The organism is Sphingomonas albertensis (assembly GCF_014358075.1).
Classification (GTDB): Bacteria; Pseudomonadota; Alphaproteobacteria; order Sphingomonadales; family Sphingomonadaceae; genus Sphingomonas; species Sphingomonas albertensis.
Map to the genome: position 1 here is coordinate 61,559 of NZ_JACONT010000001.1, position 23,880 is coordinate 85,438.

Annotated in this window: 18 protein-coding genes; 7 read left to right on the forward strand and 11 right to left on the reverse strand. The window is 64.7% G+C overall.

The genetic code is table 11. The annotated features are described in order from the left end of the window. The first annotated feature begins 9 nt into the window (after window positions 1–9). The 4 genes from H8S47_RS00330 (at window position 10) to H8S47_RS00345 (ending at window position 9,519) form a co-directional block, all read left to right on the forward strand. Window positions 10–690 (forward strand): ABC transporter ATP-binding protein, encoded by a 681-nt coding sequence (locus H8S47_RS00330; protein WP_187501940.1) that lies wholly within the window; start codon window positions 10–12, stop codon window positions 688–690. 126 nt (window positions 691–816) lie between these two features. Further along, a complete protein-coding gene (locus tag H8S47_RS00335) occupies window positions 817–3,234 on the forward strand; it encodes an ABC transporter permease (protein ID WP_187501941.1) in 2,418 nt (805 codons plus the stop codon). A 10-nt stretch (window positions 3,235–3,244) separates the two neighbouring features. Continuing rightward, complete coding sequence (locus H8S47_RS00340) at window positions 3,245–5,647, forward strand: ABC transporter permease (protein WP_187501942.1); 2,403 nt, start codon at window positions 3,245–3,247, stop codon at window positions 5,645–5,647. Window positions 5,648–6,630: 983 nt separating this feature from the next. Continuing rightward, window positions 6,631–9,519, forward strand: a complete 2,889-nt coding sequence (locus H8S47_RS00345; protein ID WP_187501943.1) for a TonB-dependent receptor — start codon at window positions 6,631–6,633, stop codon at window positions 9,517–9,519. 94 nt (window positions 9,520–9,613) lie between these two features. On the opposite strand, the gene H8S47_RS00350 is transcribed toward H8S47_RS00345, so the two are convergent. The 4 genes from H8S47_RS00350 to H8S47_RS00365 all read right to left on the reverse strand — a co-directional run bounded on the left by H8S47_RS00350 (window position 9,614) and on the right by H8S47_RS00365 (window position 12,345). Next, entirely contained in the window at window positions 9,614–11,002 is a 1,389-nt protein-coding gene (locus H8S47_RS00350) for a M20/M25/M40 family metallo-hydrolase (protein ID WP_398457713.1), read from the reverse strand. A gap of 322 nt (window positions 11,003–11,324) precedes the next feature. After that, window positions 11,325–11,723: a barstar family protein gene (locus tag H8S47_RS00355; RefSeq protein ID WP_328805370.1), complete on the reverse strand. Its 399-nt coding sequence runs from the start codon at window positions 11,721–11,723 to the stop codon at window positions 11,325–11,327. A 43-nt stretch (window positions 11,724–11,766) separates the two neighbouring features. After that, window positions 11,767–12,057, reverse strand: coding sequence for a DUF1488 family protein (locus tag H8S47_RS00360; protein WP_187501946.1), 291 nt, complete (start codon window positions 12,055–12,057; stop codon window positions 11,767–11,769). A 3-nt stretch (window positions 12,058–12,060) separates the two neighbouring features. Next, on the reverse strand, window positions 12,061–12,345 hold the full coding sequence (locus tag H8S47_RS00365; RefSeq protein ID WP_187501947.1) for a hypothetical protein: 285 nt from the start codon (window positions 12,343–12,345) through the stop codon (window positions 12,061–12,063). 229 nt (window positions 12,346–12,574) lie between these two features. Between H8S47_RS00365 and H8S47_RS00370 the strand changes: the two genes are divergently transcribed. Together H8S47_RS00370 and H8S47_RS00375 are read left to right on the forward strand one after the other, a co-directional pair. Continuing rightward, a complete protein-coding gene (locus H8S47_RS00370) occupies window positions 12,575–13,375 on the forward strand; it encodes a class I SAM-dependent methyltransferase (RefSeq protein ID WP_187501948.1) in 801 nt (266 codons plus the stop codon). Between the two features lie 124 nt (window positions 13,376–13,499). Further along, entirely contained in the window at window positions 13,500–14,786 is a 1,287-nt protein-coding gene (locus H8S47_RS00375; RefSeq protein ID WP_187501949.1) for a glycoside hydrolase family 130 protein, read from the forward strand. Between the two features lie 301 nt (window positions 14,787–15,087). Here H8S47_RS00375 and H8S47_RS00380 read toward each other — a convergent pair whose 3' ends face one another. Next, complete coding sequence (locus tag H8S47_RS00380; protein ID WP_187501950.1) at window positions 15,088–15,366, reverse strand: hypothetical protein; 279 nt, start codon at window positions 15,364–15,366, stop codon at window positions 15,088–15,090. Between the two features lie 162 nt (window positions 15,367–15,528). On the opposite strand from H8S47_RS00380, the gene H8S47_RS00385 reads away from it, so the two are divergent. Next, a complete protein-coding gene (locus H8S47_RS00385) occupies window positions 15,529–15,792 on the forward strand; it encodes a hypothetical protein (protein WP_187501951.1) in 264 nt (87 codons plus the stop codon). A gap of 268 nt (window positions 15,793–16,060) precedes the next feature. On the opposite strand, the gene H8S47_RS00390 is transcribed toward H8S47_RS00385, so the two are convergent. The 6 genes from H8S47_RS00390 to H8S47_RS00415 are packed head-to-tail and all read right to left on the reverse strand — an operon-like array spanning window position 16,061 to window position 23,745. Then, window positions 16,061–17,905, reverse strand: coding sequence for a carboxypeptidase regulatory-like domain-containing protein (locus H8S47_RS00390; protein ID WP_187501952.1), 1,845 nt, complete (start codon window positions 17,903–17,905; stop codon window positions 16,061–16,063). After that, the gene (locus H8S47_RS00395; RefSeq protein ID WP_187501953.1) at window positions 17,902–20,001 is read right to left on the reverse strand and encodes a DUF4175 family protein; all 2,100 of its coding nucleotides are present in this window, start codon (window positions 19,999–20,001) and stop codon (window positions 17,902–17,904) included. Before H8S47_RS00395 ends, H8S47_RS00390 begins: the two co-directional genes overlap by 4 nt. Further along, window positions 19,998–21,125, reverse strand: a complete 1,128-nt coding sequence (locus tag H8S47_RS00400; RefSeq protein ID WP_187501954.1) for a BatA domain-containing protein — start codon at window positions 21,123–21,125, stop codon at window positions 19,998–20,000. Before H8S47_RS00400 ends, H8S47_RS00395 begins: the two co-directional genes overlap by 4 nt. Then, the gene (locus H8S47_RS00405; RefSeq protein ID WP_328805371.1) at window positions 21,122–22,036 is read right to left on the reverse strand and encodes a DUF58 domain-containing protein; all 915 of its coding nucleotides are present in this window, start codon (window positions 22,034–22,036) and stop codon (window positions 21,122–21,124) included. The genes H8S47_RS00400 and H8S47_RS00405 overlap by 4 nt, the downstream gene beginning before the upstream one ends. Then, window positions 22,029–23,024: an AAA family ATPase gene (locus H8S47_RS00410; RefSeq protein WP_187501955.1), complete on the reverse strand. Its 996-nt coding sequence runs from the start codon at window positions 23,022–23,024 to the stop codon at window positions 22,029–22,031. Before H8S47_RS00410 ends, H8S47_RS00405 begins: the two co-directional genes overlap by 8 nt. A gap of 25 nt (window positions 23,025–23,049) precedes the next feature. Beyond that, the gene (locus H8S47_RS00415) at window positions 23,050–23,745 is read right to left on the reverse strand and encodes a DUF4159 domain-containing protein (RefSeq protein WP_187502118.1); all 696 of its coding nucleotides are present in this window, start codon (window positions 23,743–23,745) and stop codon (window positions 23,050–23,052) included. Window positions 23,746–23,880: the final 135 nt, after the last annotated feature.

The window sequence follows — 23,880 nt, forward strand, 5'->3', positions numbered from 1 at the left end:
GATTCGATCATGATCCAGCTACAGGACCTCAGCCGCACCTATGCCTCGGACGAGATCGAGACGACCGCGCTCGGCGGCATCGATCTGGCGGTCGAGGCGGGCGAATTCGTCGCGATCATGGGGCCGTCGGGCTGCGGCAAATCGACGCTACTCAACATCATCGGCACGATCGACCGACCGACGGACGGGCGATATCTGTTCGAAGGTGCCGACATCGCCCATGCGCCGGAAGCGCAGCTCGCCCGGCTTCGCCGCGACCGGCTGGGCTTCGTGTTCCAGAGCTTCAACCTGATCGACGAGCTGACCATCGCCGAAAACGTCGCGCTCGGGCTCGCCTATCGGACGATGCCAGCGCGCGAGAAGAAGGACCGTGTGGCCGCGGCGATGGACCGGGTCGGAATCGCGCATCGCCAACGGCATCACCCGCACCAATTGTCGGGCGGCCAGCAACAGCGTGCCGCGATCGCGCGCGCGATCGTCGGCGAGCCGCGGCTGATCCTGGCGGACGAGCCGACCGGCAACCTGGATACCGAGAACGGCGCGCAGGTGATGGACATCCTCAGCCAGCTCAATGCGGAAGGCGCGACGATCGTGATGGTCACGCACAGCCCGTCGCATGCCGATATCGCCAAGCGGACGGTGCACATGCTCGACGGGCGTATCCTCTCGTCGGCTCGGCGCGCCGCCTGATGCGCCGCTCGCTCCAGATGATCGTGTTGCTGCTGCTCGTGGTGGTGCTCGTCCGTCATCTTGCCGCGACCAAGCCCGGCCCCACGCCCGGCCCCGATTCCGCAAGCGACGCCTGAAGGAACCGCCATGTCCGCGCTCACCAGTCTCTATCGCTCGCTCGCGCATCACCGGTTGTTCGCGCTGCTCAACATCGGCGGTCTCGCGCTCGGGATCGCGACGTTCCTCGTCCTGTTCCTCTTCGTGCGGTTCGAGACCGGGTACGACCGCGTATTGCCGCAACAAGACCGGTTGTGGGTGATGGAGGAGCGCTATGTGATGCCGGGCTATCCGGCAGACACCAATCCGAACACGATGGGTAGCGAGCTCAAGATCCTGCAGGCGGATTACCCGCAGCTGGTCGGTACGCGCTACATGAACATGGCCGCGACCGTGCAGCAGGGCGGGCAGGCGACCGCCGAGGATCTGGGCACGGTCGACCCTAACTTCTTCGATCTCATGCGCTTTCCCGCGGTCGAGGGCGATCCGACAGCAACGCTTGCCGATCCAAACGGCCTGGTAGTCACGCAGAAGACTGCGCGGAAATATTTCGGGAGCCAGTCGGCGATCGGCCGGACGCTGCAACTGTCGATCGACGGGACGACCTATCCCTACAAGGTCGGGGCGGTGCTGCGCGACATGCCCGACGACGTCACCTTCAAGAGCGAGATGTTCGCGCAACTGTCGCGGACGCGCTTCGGCAACGAATGGTGGGAGCACTGGGGCAGCGCGTCGCTGACCACGTTCCTGCGTTTCCCCGACGATGCCGCCGCGCGCGCGTTCGAGGCGCAATTGCCCGCGTTTCTCGATCGCCACGCTTATGCCGGGGGCAACGTCAAGAAAGGTGAGTATTTCCAGTCGCTGCGGCCGCTGACCGCGATGCATCTGTATAGTCCGGGCGATCGCGCGATCGTCACGACCTTGGGCGCGGTCGGGCTGCTGACGCTGCTGATCGCGATCGTGAACTACGTCAATCTGGCCACCGCTCGCGCCGGGCTGCGTGCGCGCGAGGTGGCGATGCGCAAGGTGCTGGGCGGCACGCGGCGGTCGCTTATCCGGCAATTCCTGGGCGAGGCGCTGGCGACCGTCGCGGTGGCGGCGCTGATCGGGCTCGCGCTGGCCGAGATCGCGCTGCCGTTCGTCAACGCGCTTGGCGGAACGTCGCTGGCGATCCGCTATGTCGGTTGGGACGGCGTCGTCGTGCCGCTGGTCCTGCTGGTCTTGGGCATAGCACTGGTCGCGGGGCTGTATCCCGCGTTCGTGCTGTCGGGGTTTCGCCCGGCGGCGGTGCTCGCCTCGACGCGCGCGCCCGGTGGTGGGCGTAGCGGCACGAGGCTGCGGAGTGCGCTGGTGGTCGTGCAGTTTGCGATCGCGATCGCATTCGCCATCGCCACCGGGGTCATGCTCAAACAGACCGAGCATATTCGTGACGCCGATCTCGGGTTTCGTCGCGACGGTTTGATGATCGTCCGCTCGCTGATGACCGGCGGGATCGACTCCCCGCAGCGCGCGGCGATCCTGCGTAGCCTCGCGGCGGCCCCCGGCGTCGTCGGCGTCACCGTCGCCAACAATGCCCCGGGCGACCAGAGCACGACCAATTTCTCCGGTTACAGCCGCGCAGGCACGTCCGGCGCCAAGATATCGTTGATGGATGTCGGCACCGGCCGCGACTATTTCCGCGTGTACGGTGCGCGCCTCGTCGCGGGGCGCCTGTTCGACGCCGCGCATGCCGACGACCGCGGCCTGTTGACGATAGCCGAACGCAAGCGGGCAGGGCCCAACGTCGTGATCAACCGGACGGCAGTGACCGCGCTGGGCTTTGCGTCACCGACCGCGGCGCTGGGGCAGGCGATCAACGACGGCGAACGGGACTCGACGATCATCGGCGTGGTCGACGACCTGCGCTTCAGGAGCCCGCGCGATGCCGTCACGCCGGTCGCCTATACCTACAACACCGTCGACATCCTCTCGCCGTTCGCGGCGGTCCGTTATGCCGGCGCCGATGCGAAGACGATGATGGCGGCGCTCGAGGCGGCATGGAAGCGCGTCGTTCCCGGCGTTCCGTTCGAGGCCCGCTCGGTCGAGGACAATTTGTACCAGCGCTATTACAAGGCCGACGCGCAACGCTCGCGACTGTTCACAATCGGCGCGGTGCTGGCGGTCCTGATCGGTTGCATCGGGCTCTACGGCTTGGCGGCGTTCGACACCGCACGGCGCGTGAAGGAGATCGGTATCCGCAAGACGCTCGGCGCCTCGACTGCCGAGGTGCTGCGGCTGTTGATCGGGCAGTTCCTGCGACCCGTTATCCTCGCCAACCTCGTCGCGTGGCCGCTCGCCTATGTCGCGATGCAGCGCTGGCTAGGCGGGTTCGACGACCGGATCGCGCTGTCGCCGATGTTCTTCTTCGGCGCCTCGCTCGCCGCGGTGCTGATCGCAAGCGCCACCGTCTTCGGCCAGGCGTGGCGTGTCGCCCGCGCGGAACCAGCGCGCGCGCTGCGCCACGAATAGGGGCCGATCGATGTGGCTCACCCTGTACCGGTCGCTCGCCAGGCATCGCTTATATGCGATCCTCAACATCGGCGGGCTCGCGCTCGGCATCGCGGTGTTTCTGGTCCTGTTCCTGTTCGTTCGGTTCGAGACCAGTTACGACCGCGTGCTGCCGGGATGGGAGCGGGTTTGGACAGTGGAGCGAACGGTCCAGTTTCCGGGAAATCCGGAATTGCCGATCCCGTCTTCGCCAACGCTCGCCGCGCAATTGGCGAACGCATTCCCTAACCTCGTCGCAGCGCGCATGACGCCTTACGATACCGCGACGGTGCTGACAGGAAACACCAGCATCACGCGAAAGCTGGCGTTGGTCGACCCCGCGTATTTCCAGATCTTCCCGTTTCCCGTCGTCGAAGGCGATGTCGCGACGACGATCGCGCGGCCCGACGGGCTCATTGTCTCGCATCGTGTCGCGGAAAGCTATTTCGGCAAGACCAGTCCGCTGGGTCGGACGCTGACCGTCGCGATCGACGGCAAGCCCAAAGTCTATCGGGTGGGGGCGGTGATTGCCGACCTGCCGAAGAACCAGACCTATACTAGCGACATGTTCGCCGCGATCCCGGACCAACCCGCGGATGACACGTTATCCGCGAGCTACGGCGTCACGACCTTTCTGATGGTTCCCGATGCCGCAACCGTGGACCGGGTCGGCTCATTCATGCGGCGCCACCCCGATCCCCAGTTCAATGCTGAGGCACGTCGGTTCCTGAAAGAAGGATTGAAGCCGCTTTCGAGCCTCCACCTCGCCGACAAGGGCGTGAGCACGGTCGTCGCCGTGCTGGGTACGGTGGGAATCGTCGCGCTGCTGCTGGCGACGGTCAACTACATCAACCTTGCCACGGCGCGGGCCGGTCTCCGAGCGAGGGAGATCGCGATACGCAAGGTCGTCGGTGCAACCCGGCGCACGCTGGTCGGCCAGTTGCTCGGTGAGGCGCTGATCGCTGTGACGCTCGCCGCATTGATCGGGCTCGCGCTTGCCGAGATCGCGCTTCCCTTCGTCAACACGATCGGGGGTACCGACCTGTCGATCGCCTATTGGGGAACGCGGTCGATCCTGCCGCTGCTATTGGTCATGATTGCGATGGTGGCGTTGCTCGCGGGGTTTTATCCGGCCTTCGTGATCTCCCGGTTCCAGCCCGCCGGCGTGCTTGCTGCGGCACGGACCCCTGGCGGCGATCGATCAGGCGCGCGGCTACGCAAAGCGCTGGTCGTGCTCCAGTTCGGCATCGCCGTCGCGCTGATGATCGGTACGGCGGTACTGTACGCCCAGACCCGGCACGTCCGGCAGGCGGACATCGGCTTTGGTCGCGACGGTCTGATCATGATGACCGGTTACGGGGATCGCGCACTCGATACGGAACAGCGTGCCCGGTTGAGGGACTCGATCCGACGGGTTCCCGGCGTTGCCGGTATCACGACCAGCGGTGCCGTGCCCGGGGGCGGTACGTTCGCGATCGCCAAGATGAAACGCGCAGGCGCAACCGGCGAACCGCCGATGATCGTCCAGTCCACGGTCGGCGATCGCTTCTTCGCGATCTACCGCGCCCGTCTGCTAGCGGGCCGGGTCTTCGATCCGGCGCGTTTTGCGCTTGATGTCGACCGTGAACGCTCCGGCGCAACCGACCACAAGGCTACGCTGAACACAACAAACATCATCCTAAACCGCACCGCCGTCCAGCGCCTGGGGTTCGACCATGCCGCCGATGCGATCGATCAGGTGGTTTCCCTGGACGATGGCATGGTCAGGATCGTCGGGGTCATCGCCGACATGCGGTTCGGTACGCCGCGTCAGCCGGTCGAGGCGTTCGCATATCGCTATCAACCGGGGGGCGGGAACCGCTCGATCCTGGTGGTTCGCACGTCGGAGGATACCAGACCCGTTCTGGCGCGTCTGGAAGCCATGTGGCACCGGGTCGCACCAGCGGTGCCGCCGGTCGCGACGACCGTCGACCAAACGCTGTACGAATCCTATTATCGCCAGGACGTCCAGCGTTCGCGGTTGTTCACGGCCGGGGCCGTGCTCGCGGCGCTGATCGGGTGTATCGGTCTCTACGGTCTTGCCGCGTTCGACACCACGCGTCGGGTCAAGGAGATCGGTATCCGCAAGGTGCTCGGTGCCTCGACTGCCGACGTCATGCGATTGCTTCTCGGTCAGTTCCTGAGACCGGTCCTCCTTGCGAACATGATCGCGTGGCCGATCGCGTGGGTCGCGATGACGGACTGGCTGAACGGCTTCGACGACCGAATTGTCTTGTCGCCACTCTATTTTGTCGCCGCGAGCGTGCTTGCGCTGATCATCGCAACGGGAACGGTAGCCGGCCACGCATGGCGAGTCGCACGCGCCGAACCTGCGCGCGCGCTGCGTCAATTTTAGGAGATGAAGCAGGTGTGGTCTCGGGCCGGGAACGCTATGCACGCCAAAATAATCAACCACTGCGACACCACCGGCCTGAGCAATCGCTGTCGTTTGCGTTCGAGGAGATGGACGTGATCTGGCTGGCTGATGACGACGGCCCAGCATGCCCGGCGCTACGCGGCATATCGACGAACGGAGAAATGTAATCCTTTACATAGACGATTTATAACAATAATACTCTCCGAAGCCGACGCTAAGACGTTGGGAAAGGAGAGGTGATCATGATCACGGCACATGCGGCGATCAGGAAAGCATGCACAGCATTCCGATGATATCGGACTGGCCTTTCGCGTGTTTCGGCCATGGCGTGCGGAAGCATGATGGCCAGAGAATTACTGATATGCATACTCGGCCAGCGCTTCCAGCAGATCATCAGGTCTGCGCATACTTTGGCAGACATCGTGTATTACGTCGAAACGACGCTAATATGCTTCGAAGCATGTTTACTAGAGAGTATCTTGAAGACGGCGCCGAGTGCAGATGCGCCGGAGTTGTGAAGGTTGTGCCTGACGACAGTGATCTTGGGCTGGCAACGCAATCTATATTAATAGATCAATTACAAGATGTGCAGCGTCTCGCGCGCGTTGCTGTCCATAGGCGGGAGAATGAGCGGATGGCGCGCGCAATTTCCTCGTGGCCGACCGCCCCGGAAATCGCCTCAACCTCGTGCTTCCAACCTTCGCTCACGGTCACCGCCCCGCCAGCAAAAGCCGTAGTAAGCCATCAGGGGACTTGTAGATGCTGAATAGTATAAGTTTATCTTAAGAAGCTTTTTCCAGAACTGTTTTGGCGGGTGGGTGGACGGTATAACTTCACAATAAAACCTAAACTATCATCGGTAAATTCAATATTAAGTTAAGAACAGACCGTCGGGCAATAATAGCTTCGAGGTAAATAAAAAACGAATCTGATTAATTTAGATCGGTACAGGGAGAGGATGTATGAAGAGATTTACTGCACATACGTGTCTGTTGCTTAGCAGCGTATTCGTTACCGCTCCGGTGTTTGCACAGGAGATGACCGTGCCCACGCCCGGATCGGTTGAGGGCGGCGCCACCGCGCTCCCCCAGGAACCGGTACCGGCCACCGCCGAGGCGGGTCAGGATAGTCCGGGCGGAGGCGAGGAGATCGTCGTTACCGGCATCCGCAGCAGCTTGGCCAACTCGGCGCGCGTAAAGCGGGACTCGCAGCAGATCGTCGACAGCATCAGTGCGGAAGACGTCGGGAAATTCCCCGACTCGAACATCGCCGAGTCTCTCCAGCGTATTACCGGTGTCGCGATCGACAGGTCCGGCGGCGAGGGGCAATTCATCACGGTTCGTGGCTTGGGGCCGGAATTCAATACGGTGCTGGTCAATGGCCGGATCATGGCGACCGACAATCCGGGCCGTGAATTCTCCTTCGATGTGCTGTCGTCGAACATGATCCAGCGTACCGACGTGTTCAAATCGAACGTGCCCGAGCTGCAGGAGGGCGGCATCGGGGCCACGGTCAACATCATCACCGCACGCCCGCTGTCGGGGCGGGACGGGTTCCATTTCTCAGGCTCCGTCGGCGCGATCTACGATACCTTGCGCGACAAGGCGGGGCCGGATGCGTCTGCTACCGCGTCCTGGACCAATACCGAAAAGACGTTCGGCGTGGTGTTGTCGGGCTCGTACACCAAACGTAAGAACCAGGAAGACACGATCGCGATCGACGGCTGGATCAATGGCCGGCCAGACATCATCTCGGTAATCGGCGGCACGCCGACGCTGATCACCGGCGCCGACCCGCGATATCCGGCAGCGGGCAACGTCAACGTTCCCCAGAGCCTGTACTATCAGCGCTCGCAGGAAGAGCGCGAGCGGATCAACCTGGCCGGCGCCGTCCAGTTCAAGCCGCGCGACAATCTCGAGATCACCGTCGACGGCATCTATTCGAAGTTCACCGTGTCGGGGGTGGTCCGCAAGATGGATAACTTCCTGGCCGCGCCCTATTTTGAGCCGACGTTCGACAGCAACGGGACGGCGACCGGGCTCGGCATGATCGGTGGCGACTTCATTGCCCAGAATCCGGGGTTCCTGGAGGCCAATCGCGACAGGCTGACCAACAACGGTCTCAACTCGAAGATCGACCATGTCTACAATCTGACGAAGCGCGAGTCCGAGAGCTATCAGTTCGGCGGCAACATCAAGTGGAACCCGGCCGAAGACGTCGAAGTGCGGCTCGACGCGTCCGTCACCGGCGCGAACCGCGTCTCGCCGAACCAGTATCTCGTGATCGGTGCGTTGCTGCCGTACAGCTATCAGTTCGACCTCAACCCCGGCCAAGGACTGCCGACCGCGTCGTTCGATAACGCGATCATCAACGATCCCGATCGGATGCGGCTGCATTACATGGGCATCGACACCAATCGTTCGCGCGACCGCGGCTCCGAATTCCATCTCGATACGAAGTACGACATCCAGGATTCGGTTCTGAAATCGGTGCAGATCGGCGGGTCCTACACCCAACGGCGCAAGATCAATCGGCAGTTCAACAACAGCGATTCGAACTGCACCTATTGCGGATACCAGGTGCCGATCGCGTCCGGCCTGCTGGAGGGTTACGACTGGACCAATCTGCTGGGCGGGGGGCAGAATATTCCGCCTTCGCTGTTCCAGTTCGATCCACAGGCGTTCCTCGCCTATCTCAATGATCCCGCGACTCTGTCGATCCCGACCAACGGCCGCACGCCCGCGCAGCAGGCAGCCTTCGCGCAGCAGGTGCTCGCGCTGCCGGGCGGCCCGTTCGGCGTGCGCGAGCAGCTTCGCGGTACGGTCAACGTCCAGGAGAAGCTGACCGCGGGCTACATCAGCATGCAGTTCGGCGGCGATCGCTGGGCGGGGAACGTCGGCGTACGTGTCATCAAGACCGACGTCGTGTCGTCGGGCTTCAACACGCCCGTCGTCAACATCGCCAACACCCCCGGCGACGACACGCTGCAGTTCACCTACGGACCGGCAACGCCGGTGTCGGTAAGCAACAGCTACGTCAATGCGCTGCCATCGGCGAACATCCGGTTCAACGTGACCGAGAAACTGCTCGCACGCGCCGCGTTCTCGCAGACGGTCACGCGCCCGACGCTGACCGATCTCGGCGTCAACAACGATTTCGGTGGCCGTATTTCGGTGCCGCAGTCGAGCGGCGGCAACCCGAGCCTGTTGCCGTTCAGGTCGACCAACTACGACCTCTCGTTGGAATGGTACATGACGCCGGTCAGCTATGTCAGCGTCGGCGGGTTCCACAAGGATCTGAGCGACTTCCTCGAACTCCAGACGCTGCCGGTCAACCGGTTCGGCCGCGTGTTCCAGGATACCCGCACCCGCAACGGGCAGACCGGCTATATCCGCGGCATCGAGGTGGGCGCGCAATATGCGTTCGACTGGCTTCCGGGCTTCGCGTCGGGCTTCGGCGTCACCGGCAACTACACCTATGTGGACAGCAAGGTGCAACGCGAGGACACGCTCGCCGATTTCGACTGCGGCTATAACGGGCTGTCGCCGCACTCCGCCAACGGCAGCGTATTCTACGAAAAATACGGCATCTCGGCACGCACGTCGTACAACTGGCGCTCGGATTACCTGCGGCAATGCCGGTCGAGCCAGGGTCGCCCGCGCAATCGGTCGTCCTATGGCCAGCTTGACTTCAACGTCGCCTATGACCTGACCTCCAACTTCCAGGTCTATGTCCAGGGCGTCAACGTCACCAACGAGCGGGTGAACGAATGGTCGGCCGTCGAAGACCGTTTTCTGGCGCTCCAGGAAACGGGCGCGCGCTATAATTTCGGTGTGCGCGTGAAGTTCTGATCGCACGATCCCGTTCCGGACCACGGCCAAGCCGATTGCGCTTGGTCGTGGAACGGGCAGAGGTGGATGCGTAGAATGGGTAGAGTTGAATTCGCTACCTCGTAAGATCGGTGAGCAGCGAGCGGTAATAGGTGATCGCCAGCGGAATGTTGTCGATCGGGGTGCGTTCGTTCAGGCCGTGGCTGAAGTCGTCGGATTGCTTGATGAACGTCGGGCTGACGCCATAGCTCGGCACGCCGACCGAACGGTACCACATCGAATCGCTCGCCCCCGCCGACATGCTCGGGAACACCGGAACGCCGGGGCGGATCTTGCCCATCGCCGTCTTGACCGCGCCGGTGAGGTCCGCACGGAGTGGCGAGGCGTCGGTCGGGTTCGAGCCTTCGGTGACGTCACTGAACTTCACGCCGGGGTCCGCGGCGACCTTTTCGAGTTCGGCCATCACCGCGGCTGGTTTTACGCCGGGAAAGATACGGCAGTTGATGTTCGCGGTTGCGCGCTGGGGCAGGGCGTTGAGTGCATGGCCACCGCTGACCATCGTCGTGACGCAGGTCGTGCCGATCTGGCCGACATAGCCGGGATTGGCGGCAAGCGTCTCGATCGCCTTCTGGTCTTTCGGGTTGGCCGCGAAGGCGCGCATCGCGGCGCCGATCTCGGGCGTCTGGCGCGGCGCGACGCCCTCGAAATAGCCCTTGGTGATCGGCGACAATTGCGGCGTGAAGCGGTAATTACCGATCTTCACCAGCGCGGCGGACAGTTCGTTGATGGCGTTCACCTTGCGCGGCGCGGACGAGTGACCGCCTGGGTTGGTCACTTCGAGCTGGAAATCGGCATAGGTCTTTTCGGCGGCACCGATCGTGAAATACTCGGCCTTGCCGTTTTCGGCGTACAGCCCGCCGCCGCCGTCGATGTTGAGCGCCATCTCGGCGTTCTTGAGCTGGTCGGCGATCAGCGAGGACGTCTTCATCACCGTTTCCTCGTCGCCCGACAGCGCCAGGACGATGCCGCGCTTGGGAGCGTAGCCCGCCTTCTTCATGTCGAGCAGCGTCGCGATCGCGAGCGCGGCGTCCAGCTTCATGTCGGTTGCGCCGCGGCCGTAGAGATAGCCGTTCTCGACCACCGGGACGAACGGATCGCGCTGCCAGTCGGCGGGCTTGGCCTCGACCACGTCGATATGCCCGGAGAGGACGATCGGCTTCAACGCGGCGTCGCTGCCTTTCCAGGTCGCGATCAAATAGGCGGTGTCGTCGACCGGGGTGATCGTCACGTCGCTCGCCGCAAAGCCGCCCGTGACCAGCACGGACTTCAGATACGCGGCGAGTTGCGGCGTCTGGTTGCCGGGGCCGCGCACGCTGCGGAAGGCGATCATCTTCTTGGCGATCTCGAGGCCGTTTGTCGCAGCGGTCTGGGCCTGCGCCGAGGCGGGGAGGGCGGTCATCGCGGCGGTGCAGGCCAGGAGAAGCTTGAACTTGGACGTCATCATCATTCTTTCTTTGGAAGGGATACTCACGATCCTGCTGCTGGCGAAGAAGGATCGATCAGTTGTCGAATGAGATTCATGGTCCCGCAGGTCCCGTTTCAAACGCGTTTCGAGCAACGGCTCCGCGACGTGAAGCTGGTCGTCGTGCAAGGTCAGCGCGGACTGGACCGGATCGTTCGGCCAGCGGGGGGGGCGGAATGGAAACCATCACGCCAACTCTCCGAGCGGACCCTGCCGGCGTCAAGCGTGGAAGTGTGCGACGAAACGCGATCGTGGCCTTCGTCGAACAATCGCAACATCTGAAATTTCTACGTGATCGAGGTAATCACGCAGCGACGAGATCTATGTTTGGGTGGCCAGCGATGATGTCGAGTATAATATCGAAATAGGTCTGGCCGGTGCCAGCTTTCAGTTCGGCGAGTTGGCGGTCGATCCGCGCTACGTCATACCGGTCCGGTCGTTGCAGCTTAGCATCCAGGAATGCGCACGTTGCGGCAAAACCGAGATGGGAGCGGGCACGATCGATATCTTGCCAAACGAGTATAACGGGCCCGCCTCCACGAGCCGCACCGTACCCGCCACGCAGCATGTCATCGAGCGCATCGAGGCTTTGGCCCAATTTCCAGTCCTCATGTGCCATGAAGACGCGGTTGATCTCTGCGTAGAACGACGGGATGTCGTGAATAGCACTCCCGATGATCGTCAGGATGGGGGGCGTCGTCACTGTAGCATCCCGCATCGCCGGTGTTCTGACGGGCTTCCAAGGCTCATGTCGAAACGTCGGCTGCCGTAATCAGGACAGGGGGCTCGCCGCCCAACCGGCTGACGAACTCTCGCCGTGCGATGCGATGGATGTCGGCCTCGAACTCAACATACGTCTCGACCGCGGTCTCGCTGTCGATCCCTTCGAGTTCTGGGTTGATCAACTCGGCCAATGCCTCGCTCGTGATCAGGAACTCGACCATTCCGAGGGCGGTGTGGCCCAGGAACAGGACGCCGTTCCGCTCTGCCGACCACGCATACTCGCCGCGTTCAAACCGAACACTCGCGGGCGCCATCCCTCAGCCCTCGTCGTTCGCGCTGGGCAGCCGCTCGGCCAGCGCGGCGATCCCGTCGCCGGTGAGAGATACATGCGATGCGCCGTCAATCAGCACGGCGCGCTCCGGGGTGAGTATGGCAGCGTCGCGATGTGCGCTGTCCAGTACGGTCCAGGCACGGACAGCGCCCTCCAGGCTGGTCACCTCAGCGACGTCTTCGCCACCGCGCGGGACGTTCTCCAACGCGGCACTCATCCGCCAGTCGATCTCCGGCGTCTTCACATCGTCGCCCCAAGTCGCTTCCGTCATGCTCGTACCTCATCATTGCCGACGATGCCGGTTTCTGTCTGGTAAAGCGCTCACCTTCGAAGGCTGGTTCCGCCGAGAGTGGCGCTGTTTCGATCACGAATGCCCAAGCTCCTGTGTGCGTCGGTGCTTGATGACACACGCTGCGTACCTTTAGATACTATCGCTTGAGATTGTACGGGCGGCTCGGGCGGGGCATGGTAGCCAAAATACATCCAGGGAGAGTGACGATATGAACCGACTGCTCACAGCCGCGACCTGCCTCGCCACATTGGGCGCCACGGGGGTGGTCGCGCAGTCTGTCGCTCCCTCGAAGGACATAGCCGCAGTCGTCGCGTCGCCGACGCGGGCGCCGGCGAACCGGGCGCGCGATCGGTATCGGCACCCTGCGGAGACGCTGGCCTTTTTTGGCGTGAAGCCGACGCAGACGGTGGTCGAGTTTCTGCCGGCCGGCGGCTGGTACACCGAGATCCTGGCGCCGTTGGTAAAGGGCCGTGGGCGATATGTCGCCTTGGTGCCGACCGCACAGGCGGACCGGACGCGCACCGTATTCGCCGAAAAGGCCGCGGCGTACGGCGCGGTTCAGGTCGCGACGATCGACTTCAAGACTGGAGCATCGACCATTCCTGCGGGGAGCGCCGATATGCTGCTGACGTTCCGCAACGTCCACAATCTGCTGATGCAGGATGATCCGGCCGTGGCGGGTCGCGTGTTCAAGGCGTTCTATGCAGCCCTCAAGCCCGGTGGCGTGCTGGGCGTGGTCGATCATCGCCTGCCGGAGGACATGGATACGGCGCGTGAAAAGACGAGCGGCTACATCAAGCGATCGACGGTGGTTCGACTGGCGCAGGCGGCGGGCTTCAAACTGGCCGGGGAATCCCGGATCAACGCCAACCCAAAGGATACCCACGATCATCCGGAAGGCGTCTGGACGCTGCCGCCGAGCTATCGACTGAAGGACGTCGATCGCGCGAAATATGCAGCCATCGGCGAGAGCGATCGGTTCACGATCAAGTTCGTGAAGGGGCGCTGATCGAGCATCGCAGACCACGGCCGTGGGACACTTGCCTCGGACCTGGGATCGCGACGGGCGCGGCATCGTTACCTAATAGGTCGCGAGCGTTCCGTCCGCGATCCTGTTCGAAGGGCCGATGCCGATGAAAGCTGCCGATGTGTTCACGACGCTCGATGTCGAGTTGAAGCCCGATCCGTCACGCACCGTGATCCGGCCGTTCAGCTTCGGGTATCCGGCAGCGTTCGAGGCCGATCATCCGCCGCGCAGCCGGGTCGTCGTCGACCGTATCCGGGCGCTCGACGACACGATGCGCGAACGGATGCGCGACCTGTTGCTGACGCCGATGCGCGAGCGCCATCGCAACGTCGAGCAGGTGCTGCTCCGCCGGTTCGAAGATGTGCGAGACGACATAGGCGAGGGCGAATTCGACGAAGACGAACGGCTCTTGATCGGCGCCTATTTTAGTCAGGAATACGCGTTCGAGTCCGCCGCGCTATTCAACCCCAGTATCGTTGCGTTGACGGATGAAGCGCCGTCGGAACCGGGTGCGGTGCGTTTCGTCATGTCGCTCCGCGGGATCGGCGAGGGGCATATCTCGTCGATCACGTTTCGGACCGGCGAATGGGGACCGGGCGACCGACTGGTGATCGACCCGGCGAGCTCGCACGGCGTCCCGCCCCGTATCGAGCGCCATGACGACGCGTGGGTTCGCCTGGTATGCGAAGACAGCCAGGACGCGTCGGAAACCGTCATCTTCCCGGTCCTGCCCAGTCAGCGTCAGGGCATCGAGGATCTGCGGCTCGTCAACTTCACCGATCACGACGGGGTCCGCAGCGTCATCGGCACGTACACCGCGTTCGACGGCAAGGATGCGCGCCAGGAAATCCTGCGCGGCATCGATCTGCGGCGGGTCGAGATGCGGCCGCTTGCCGGTGCCATGACCGGGTACAAGGGGATGGCTCTGTTCCCGCGCCGGATCAACAACCAGTTCGTGATGCTGGGCCGCCAGGACAGCGAGAATATCTGGCTGCTGCGATCGGACGATCTTCACACGTGGGAAACCGGAACGCCGATCATGGCGCCGAAATACCCGTGGGAGTTCGTGCAGCTCGGCAATTGCGGGTCGCCGATCGAGATAGACGAGGGCTGGCTCGTCTTCACGCACGGCGTCGGCATGGTCCGGGGATATTGCATCGGCGCCTGCCTGCTTGACAAGGACGACCCGTCGAAGGTGCTCGCACGCACGCCGTCGCCCCTGCTGTTTCCAAGCGCGGAGCAGCGCGGGGGCTATGTGCCGAACGTGACCTACAGCTGTGGTGCGCTGATACGGGACCGCCGCATCCTGCTGCCATACGCGATCGGCGACGAGTATTCGGCGTTTGCCGTCGGAGACGTCGATGACCTGTTGTCCGTGATGCAGCCCGCCTGATCCATACTGGCTTGCACGGCGCGGCGCCGTTGCGAGCATATGGTTTTCGTCCAAAGCTCCGGACCGATGCTCGGGAGTAAATGCGGTCGCTTGGGGCCAGCCAGAGCTATTCTACCGGTGTAGGCGTTAACAGTACCGATCCGTCGACATTCGCGGCCGTGCGAATGAGAACGCTTTGTCGGATTGCGCCGATGAACTTAGCTGAATCCGATGTTCCGAAGCGACCGCCGACACGAAGGGCGGCAAGGCGGTCGTCGGCCACCATGATCGACGCGCCGGATTTCGGCAAATACTTCCTTAATCACAGGCTGGAAGTCTTGATCTCCGTAATATCGCCGTTTGAAAGGCCCGCAGTTTCCTTGCGGAGAAACTCTTGGAGTTCGCCGATTTCCTGCGGTCCGAACTTCAGGTCGAGAGCGTCCATTCGGATGGAAACCGATTTCTGCTGGTCCGACGGCAGGCCCGCAACGATATCCATGCACGCTTCGAGCGTTCCTCGTCCCACAACATCCGACGTTACGTCGCCGCATGCCTCGACAGCGTAGATCGTAGCCGGTTCGCTTAAAGGGTAGGTCGTCATATGTATTCCTTACCTGTGATGTCGATACGAGAACGTACAACGCTGTATATCGGGCACATCGACACCAATCGTTCGCTAAGGACCACGTTGCCGGGGGCGCTGAGGGCGGAAGTCTGCCATAAAACGGATGCCAGCCAGCGATGAGCAGGCTATTGGAACATGATGGCGAGAAAGAAGCGCTACCTGACTGCGGTCATGGCTGATGGCTATGTAAAGACGATCGGTCCCACTGGCGCGCCATTCACGCATTTCTGGCGCATCGTCGCCGTTCTTCAGAACGGAAAGACAGACGTTTTCTGGGGGCATTGCGCTTCGCGCAAAGAGGCGGCCGGTAAGCAGAGTGCAGCAGGCGAGGCGGCGAAGCAACGCGGCTGGGCCACGTACGACTTCGAAGTTGTCGAGCTGGTTGAAGGCTTGCATACTTAATCGTCGGGATCGGGCGCACTTCATCAAGGTTAGCAGCAAACGGCTTGCAACCCGACCCGGCGGGTATGCTAAGATTGCGAAACGGGAACCGGGGAATAACGATCTGGGTGGTCGCTGACGCGTCTCGCCGGCCAGAAATTCAGCGTGAAAGCGCGCGCCCACCGAGATTTGGAAGAGTCTGTTTTGAAATCTGTCTGATCAAACCTCGCCATACATGCTCGCGCTCAATTCGGACGGACCTTTGTTTCAAAGCTGGGTCAATACCACATCAAACCGACGACTTTTTCGCAAATACATCCGTCGCAGTTCGGCCCCTCCGCAGACGTTCCAGCCACCAGAGCAAACAGCAGACCATGACCCATCCTATGAACCATGGGCCGGACGGCCCTCGGCTGTCGTCGATTTTTCCCGTGCGCTCACCGTTGCCATTACCAACTAGAATTTGCGTTCCTTCGCTACGATCGAGCGCCCGGATGTTAGGTAACGCGGCAGCGGGATAGACGTAAAAGGACTGTGCGGGGGGGCCTGGTAGATGGGCCCAGCCAGAAACGACAGGCCAGTATCCGGCACATCCGGCCGCACCGGTCGCGGGATCCATCAGGACCCGATGTGCCCCGCCGTTGCTGTCGATAACGGTCGTGGAACCTGCCCCGCAAATCCTCGTGCGTTGGCCAGCGAAAGCGGGGCTGTCGATCTGCGCGAGCGGGCTGGTTTGGCGGCGGGCAACTTCAGAGACTAGTTGGCTCCAGAGCTCTGCATGCGCATCGCCGTGACCGCTGGTGACGAGCGCGAAGCTGTCCTGGAGGCTTATCAGCGCGACCTTGCCGCGTCCGCGGCTCCGCGACGCCGCGACGACCGTGCCGCGAATGTCGCGAAGGATCGGGATGCCGCCCGCGATGGTCACTGCCTGTCGCGTGAGCACCGGCACGGTATCGCGGGCACCGGCCACCGCAGCGGGAGCGTCGCGCGTCCCCGGACCGCGCCGCGCGGCAAGCGCTTCGTCGCTGGGGGCGTCAGCACGCAATGTCACCGGCGCAACATCGGCCGTGCCGGCGGCCGTCAGTCCGAGAACCTGCCAGTCGGGTGCTACCGGCCCGGTAATCCGCACGACCAGGCCCATGCCGCCCCGGACCGCTGCCGCGACCGCCTGCCGCCCAGCCGCGCCGATGCCGTCCCAGGTGCGATCGTCGAGGATCGCAGCATCGACCTTAGCAAGCGTTGCCGTCGTGAGGACGGGTGGTGTATCGGCCAGCGAGACGCCGCCACCCACGCCGACCCGGACCTGCGGCGCCAGCCCTGCATCGGTCGCCCAGCGGCGCAGATACTTCACTTCCGGCCCTGGCGCCCCGGCGAGGATCAGTACGCGCGTGGGTGGCGAGGCAGGGGCGGGGACCCAGACCGGTACCGACGCCTGCTCGACCAGCGCGCGCGATCCGTCGCGCAGAATCACCGTAAATAGTGCCGTTCCCGCAGCCCGTGCGGTGCCGGAGAGCGCGATGGTGCCGGTTGGTCCGATCGGTTGCGTATCGATGACCCGCGAGGCTGGATCAAGCAACTCCGCCGATCCGCCTGCGAGCCCGCCGGCGCGCGCCGTCACCGCGAACCGCGCGCCGGCTGCGATCGGTCCGGGCGGTTGCAGTGCGATCAGGCCCCGCGGTTTGCGTGTCGGTTCGAAGCTCACCGCCCGTCCCCCGGTCTCTTGCCGATCGCGCGGCTCCAGACCGGAGCCAACGATCCGCAGCGCGCCAACGGCAGGATATCGCCGAAGTGCCGTCCCAAGATCGGGGAATTGTTCGGCCCCGACAACGCCCCCGGCCCTGGCCGAAGCCTCGGGTAATGCGATCAGCCGTTCGTCCGGATCGGTTGCGACAAAACGGGGTGCTCCGGCGGTTGCGATGACAAGCGCGCCCGTCGTCTTGCCGGCGCCGGCAGGCGGGAATACCGTGCAATAGAGCAACATGCCGGCGACCGGTTGCAGTGCCAGCAACGCGACCAGTCGCCAGCGCTCCGCCCGGGACGATACCGGGGCACGTCGCTGCCAAAGGAGAAGTCGCACCCAGGCTAGGACGACAGCAAGCGCCAGGATCGTTGCAACGCCTTGTGCGATGGTCATGGCAGCGCGTCCAGATAACGGTGGCCAACCGCGTCTCCGTCCGGGCGCCGTGTCAGGCCGGGCGTTGGTCTGGACAGCGCGCGCCAGAGTGTGCCGCGCAGCTTCGCGCGGCAGGCGGTGCATGTCGGATCGCGGCGCAGCGTGTCGATCGCGGCGGACAGTGCGAGCGGATCGGGCACGCGCGCCTCGTTCATGCGCAGCCAGCGCGCAAGTGCGTCCAACCCGCCCGTATCGCTGCGCGTATCGAGTGCGGCCCAGATCTTGGAGGGGGTCGCATCGATTGGGTCCGCAGCGGTGGACGCGAGCGTGTGCGCGGCCATGTCGGAACGGTCTCCCGTCAGCCTGCGCGCGAGATCGACGGGGGGCAGCTGCGATCCGGTGCGTGCGAGGAAGATGCGGGTCGCCTGCTGGACCTGTTTGATGAAGCGCAGCGCCTTGTACGCGAACGGCAGCGCGCGCCTAGGTTCGCCCAGGCGGAGCGCGGTCTCCGATTGGCGCATGTTGTCGAGCGCCTGTCGCAACGTCGCGCGCGTGCCGGGATCGAGCAGCGTTGCGGCTTCGGATTCGTCGTGGGTGTGGCCATACGTCTCGACGATCACGCTCTCCAGCCCGAATTGCGGTGCCGGGGCAGGAGGCTCGCCCGCGTGTTGCTCCGCGGGCGGCGCGGCGCCTTCCTCCGCGTCGCTGGTCGGCATCGCGTTGGTCGCGCCACCGCCGACTTCCTCCCCCATAAACTGGCCGTAGCGCATACGCAGAAGGCGCTGGTCTTCGGCGATCGAGGTCGACCGCGCGAGGAAGCGGTCTGGCACAGGGGGAGGGCGTTCGGCCAGCAGCGCTTCGGCGTCGATGATGACTTGCCGTTGGCTGCTGAAATAGGCCGGCATCGTGCGGCGGGTCATCGCTTCCAGTCCGCTCTCTGCACCGCTGGCGGGCGGGCGGCGGAGGATGATTCCGGGGCCGACGACGCGGTGCGGCGCAGGCGAACGAGCGTCGGCGACGGTGAGTTGCGCGACCAGATCGCCGGGTTCGGTGAAGCCGGTTCCGGCAAGCGCGATGGTCGTCGCGAAAATGCGGCGGCGCGGGTCGCCGGTGCCGCGAACCGGCACGATGCGCTCGCTGAAGCGGACATTCTCGCCCTCGCCCTGCGCGACGACGATCCGGAGCGACGCGACCGGTTGCACGCCGTAATCGTCCGTCGCCTCAAACGACAGCGACCAACTGCGTTGATCCGGCGACATCTGGACGAGCGTCTCGGCGGGCGAGACGAGGCGGATGCGCGGCGGCTGGTCGTCGATGACGTCGATGCGGTGAAGCGGGGGGGCGGGTTGTCCACCCTGCGCGATCACGCGGTAAAGGAACGCCCGGTCCGCGGTGCGGCTGGCTGTCCATGCCGCGCCGGATTGCGCGAGGGGCGTACGCGTTCCGTCTAGGACTGTGAGTGAGGCGGCGATGGGTTCGGGCGCGAAGGCGAGCGTCCATTCGAGCCGCGACCCCGCCGGAATGCGCGCGTCGAGCGTACCGAGCGCGCGCGCGGGGAGGCCGGTATAGGCAGGCGGGACCACCGTCAGGCGCTGCGCCTTCAGCGCCGGAACGCCCGGCCGCGCGACGCCTTCATGCGCCGGCGACAATGCGCCGCCGGGCTCCGATCGGTCGGGCCAAAGCACGATCGCGGCGATGGCAACGGCGGCGGCGACCCACAGCGCGACGGTCGGTCGGTGCGATCGGGCAAGATACAGATCCGGCGCAGGCTGTGTGGCGAGTCTCGCCTCGACCCGGGCGCGTTGCAGGCGCTGGAACGGCGTCAGCGCTGCCGGGTCGGCGAAGAGAAGGTCGGTACTGTCCTCCGCGTCGCTTCGCGCGGCGTCGATCGCCCCGATCAGCCAGCGGCGGTCGTAGCGGCGCGCGCGGTTGCGGGCGATCACTACGATCGCGATGGTGCCGAGCAACGCCAACCCGACGCCTGTCGCCGGGTTGGCCAGGCGCAAACCCAATGCCGCAGTGACGAGGACGATCGGCGTGCCGAGCAGCAAATCGTCGCGGATCGATTGCGTCCGTGCAGGCTTGGCCCACTCGGTCACCGGCGTCTCGACGCTCATGGCGCGATCGCCCGTCGGGCGCGGGTCGCGAGCCAGCGCTCGACCAGCCATGCGGCGGCGATGACGAGCGCGAACCAGGGTCGCAGATCGCGCGACTGGGTTGCCGGGGGCAGGCCGCCGGGCAGCGGCCGGTACGCGCTCGCCGCGACGCGCGCCGGTTGCGGTGGAGGCGCGAGCAAGTGCGCGAGGGTCTTCGGGAAGTCGGGCTCTACCAGCGTGGGCATCGCGATCGGGTCGAGCGATCGCAGCAGTCGCAGGACGTGGCCCCTGCCCTGCGCCCGCGCTTCGACCAGCGGCGCGCCGGTTTCGTCTTGCCATGCGGGGGCGGTGGGGGCTGCCGCGATCACCGTATCGCTGGCGACGAGTGCGGTGCCGCCTTGCGCGATCCAGCGCTCGACGGTGGCGGGCAGGGGACCGCGTGCCAGCCAGATCAGCGCCGTTGTCTTCGGTGGGAGCGCCCGCCCGGGATCGCCGACGTCGGTCGCGAGATCGAGCGCATTGGTTGCCGCCCGGATGTAGCGGGCGCCGGTCGCATGCGCGGTATCGATGCGCAGGGCGAGGCGGAGCGGCGAGGGCACGGGTCTGCTCGCCGCCATGGCGCCTGGCACGACCTGCCAGCGCACCCGATGCGACACGCGCGGACGTTCGGCATCCGCGCCGTCGAGCGTCACGGGGACGACGACGGTAAGCGGCGCCGCCGCAGCGGTCTGGGTGTCGAGTTGGCGGACCAGGCTGCCGACGGGAACCGCGCGTTGCGGAGCGGGTGTGTCGATCGAGGGAAAGCCGGGAGCTAGCCAAACCGCGCGTGCCTTCGCGTCGCGGGCCACGGTCGCCGGCGCGATACCCGGAGCGATTGCCACTACGGGCGTCGCATCCTGGGTGTTCAGGAGCGCCGGTCTGGCTAGGAAGATCGCTAGCAACACGAGCAACAGGATCCGGGTCGCCAGCAACACCAGTTCGTCGAACTTCGGCCGGTGGCGCGGGCGTGGTTTCTGACGAAGCCAGCGCAGCGCGGCGAAGTCTGTCGGGCGTTGCTCGGTTCGGCGTGCGAGGTGGAGGACTAGCGGAACGAGGATTGCACCGAGCGCAGCGAGGCCGAGCGGGAGTAGCAGCGTCGGCGTCATTCCCCGCCCGCCCGGTTGCCGGTGCGGCCGAACAGCCGCTGCAACGGCGTGTCGAGCGGCTGGTCGAGGACGAGTTCGGCGTGGCGAATGCCGGCGGCGTCGAGCGCGGCGTGGAGGCCCGCCTTGGCTTCGGTGAACCGGGTTAGATACTCGGCGCGCAGGGCAGCGCCATCGCCGAGCAGTTCCTCGCCGGTCTCGGGGTCGCGAAACCGGTAGCCGCCGTCATAGTCGAAATCGCGTTCGCCTACGGTCAGGATCTGGATCCCGAGCACTTCACGGCCCGCTGCCGACAGCCGGCGCGCGAGATCGAGACAAGCAGAATCGAACCAGTCCGAGAGGATGACGACCAGATCGCGTCGGCCGATGCGCTCCCACAAGGGCGTGAGCTTCGATTCCTCGGGGAAGACGCCTGCCGCCGCCAGCGCGTGGAGGTCGAGGTGCAGGCGATCGCGGTGCCGGGTGCCGCTCGCCGGACGGGTGAGCGCGATACCCGTGTCGCGCAACGCGGCGAACGCGAACCGGTCGCCTTGCGCGAGTGCCAGTTCGGCCAGCGCTGCGGTCAGGCTTTTGCCTGCATCGAGCCGCGAGAAACTAGCGCGGCGCGTGTCCGCCTGCGCCATCGACGCGCTAGCATCGAGCAGGATCCAGAGTGCGACGGGGCTTTCCCGCTCGGCCTCGCGGACGAAGAACCGGTCCGATCGCGCATAGAGTTTCCAGTCGATCTGGCGCGGTTCGTCGCCGAACTCGTACGGCCGGTATTGCGCGAATTCGAGACCGGTGCCGCGGCTGTGGCTCGCGTGCAAGCCGATGCCGCGATCGCCCACCGCACGCCGGGCGACCAGCGACAGCCCTTTCAACCTGTGCCGGACGTCGGCCGGTATGAGGACGGGCGGTATCAGCGTTTCAGGCACCCGGTCCTCTCACCGCGCCGACGAGCCGGGCGACGACCTCGTCGGGGCTGATACCCTCGGCCTCGGCGGCGAACGACAGGATCAGGCGGTGGCGCAACACCGGCGCGACAAGCGCGAGGATATCATCGCGGGTCGCGGCAAGCCGCCCCTGGAGCAGCGCCCGCGCCTTCGCGGCGAGCACCAGTGACTGACCCGCGCGGGGCCCCGCACCCCAGCGGACATAAGTGCGGATCGCGTCCGGCATCCCTTCGCCCGACCGGCTCGCGCGAACGATCCGCGTGATCCAGTCTAGCAGGTCCTCGCTCAGATGCACGTCGCGCACCCAGCGGCGCAGCACGAGCACGTCCTCTGCGCCGAGCACGCGCGGCACCTTCGCCGTGCGGCTTCCGGTGGTTTGCGCGATGATTGCGCGCTCCTCCGGCTCGGTCGGATAGTCGACGCGGACGTGAAGCAGGAAGCGGTCGAGCTGCGCCTCGGGCAGCGGATAGGTGCCAGCCTGCTCGATCGGATTCTGCGTCGCCAGCACGAAGAACGGATCGGGCAGCGTATAGGTGGTGCCGCCGTAGCTGACGGTGCGCTCCTGCATCGCCTCCAGCAGCGCTGCCTGGGTCTTTGGGGGCGTGCGATTGAGTTCGTCGGCGAGCAGCAGGTTGGTGAAGATCGGGCCTTGCTGGAAGCGGAAATGGCGCTTGCCGGTGCCGTGGTCCTCTTCGAGCAATTCGGTACCGAGAATGTCGCTCGGCATCAGGTCGGGCGTGAACTGGACGCGACGGAAGTCCAGCTCCAGCGCTTCGCCGAGCGACCGCACCAGCAGCGTCTTGCCGAGACCGGGAACGCCTTCCATCAGGCAGTGCCCGCCGGCGATCAGCGCGATCAGCAATTGCTCGACGACGGCCTCCTGCCCGACGATTGCCTGGCCGATCGCGGCGCGCAGATCGCCCAGCTTGGCCAGTTGCGCGGAAATGTCGGTTTCGGTGATGTTGGTCATCGGAGTACTCTCGGGCAGGTCTGCGTCAGACGGTCAGCGCGTACATGACGATGTTGACGCCGAACTTGGTGTTGTCCTGCGCGAGAAAGCGCTTGTTGCGCCAGTCGTAATCCCATTCGCACCCGTAATCCTTGTTGCTGTACAGCAGGCCGAGCCGGCCATCGATGGTGACGCCCTTGAGGTAATCATGGACGAGGTCGTCTCCCCAGCCGTTCAATTCGAACGTCGTCGCAGGCGGGCCGGTAAATTTGAAGAAGCTCGTGTAGATCGGATGCTTCGGCGGCAGCTTCTGCAGCGCGCGGGGACCGAAGATCTTGGTCATCTGCCGTTCGAAAGACTGCGCGAACAGGCCGTCGATATCGTGGTTGCAATCGTCGACCAGCACGAACCCGCCATTACGGACATAGCGCTCGAAGTTGCGGCGTTCGGCAGGCGAGAATTCGACCAGCTTGTGCCCGGCCATGTAGCAGAATGGCGCGGTCAGCATCTTCGGGTCGGCGAGCGCGACGACGCGTTCCTTCGGATCGACGCGCAGGTTTGTGTAATCGATCAGCGAGGTGATGATGTTGGACGGCATCCGCTGGTCGACGTCCCAGTCGCCGGATTGATAGCGCAGCCGCGTGAACCAGAAATCATAAGCGCCGGCGGCGGTCGCTGCGCGCGGGAGCGCCGCGCTGGCAAGGCCTGCGCCCATGAGCTTGAGGAAATCCTGGCGAGTCATCACGCCGCGTGGTTTTGTTGTATTATGCGAGTGGCCGTTCCCCGGCGAAGGCCGGGGCCCAGTTGGAATGGCGTTCGTAACGCCGGGCCACTCTTACTTAGCCACGTCCCCCAACTGGGCCCCGGCCTTCGCCGG

Bases quoted from the DNA above. Each gene is read 5' to 3' on its own strand.
- H8S47_RS00410 (WP_187501955.1), bottom strand. From the start codon at position 23,024: ATGACCAACATCACCGAAACCGACATTTCCGCGCAACTGGCCAAGCTG.
- H8S47_RS00385 (WP_187501951.1), top strand. From the start codon at position 15,529: ATGGCGAGAAAGAAGCGCTACCTGACTGCGGTCATGGCTGATGGCTAT.
- H8S47_RS00400 (WP_187501954.1), bottom strand. From the start codon at position 21,125: ATGACGCCGACGCTGCTACTCCCGCTCGGCCTCGCTGCGCTCGGTGCA.
- H8S47_RS00365 (WP_187501947.1), bottom strand. From the start codon at position 12,345: ATGACGGAAGCGACTTGGGGCGACGATGTGAAGACGCCGGAGATCGAC.
- H8S47_RS00415 (WP_187502118.1), bottom strand. From the start codon at position 23,745: ATGACTCGCCAGGATTTCCTCAAGCTCATGGGCGCAGGCCTTGCCAGC.
- H8S47_RS00340 (WP_187501942.1), top strand. From the start codon at position 3,245: ATGTGGCTCACCCTGTACCGGTCGCTCGCCAGGCATCGCTTATATGCG.
- H8S47_RS00370 (WP_187501948.1), top strand. From the start codon at position 12,575: ATGAACCGACTGCTCACAGCCGCGACCTGCCTCGCCACATTGGGCGCC.
- H8S47_RS00395 (WP_187501953.1), bottom strand. From the start codon at position 20,001: ATGAGCGTCGAGACGCCGGTGACCGAGTGGGCCAAGCCTGCACGGACG.
- H8S47_RS00390 (WP_187501952.1), bottom strand. From the start codon at position 17,905: ATGACCATCGCACAAGGCGTTGCAACGATCCTGGCGCTTGCTGTCGTC.
- H8S47_RS00335 (WP_187501941.1), top strand. From the start codon at position 817: ATGTCCGCGCTCACCAGTCTCTATCGCTCGCTCGCGCATCACCGGTTG.
- H8S47_RS00345 (WP_187501943.1), top strand. From the start codon at position 6,631: ATGAAGAGATTTACTGCACATACGTGTCTGTTGCTTAGCAGCGTATTC.
- H8S47_RS00330 (WP_187501940.1), top strand. From the start codon at position 10: ATGATCCAGCTACAGGACCTCAGCCGCACCTATGCCTCGGACGAGATC.
- H8S47_RS00350 (WP_398457713.1), bottom strand. From the start codon at position 11,002: ATGATGACGTCCAAGTTCAAGCTTCTCCTGGCCTGCACCGCCGCGATG.
- H8S47_RS00380 (WP_187501950.1), bottom strand. From the start codon at position 15,366: ATGACGACCTACCCTTTAAGCGAACCGGCTACGATCTACGCTGTCGAG.
- H8S47_RS00375 (WP_187501949.1), top strand. From the start codon at position 13,500: ATGAAAGCTGCCGATGTGTTCACGACGCTCGATGTCGAGTTGAAGCCC.
- H8S47_RS00360 (WP_187501946.1), bottom strand. From the start codon at position 12,057: ATGGCGCCCGCGAGTGTTCGGTTTGAACGCGGCGAGTATGCGTGGTCG.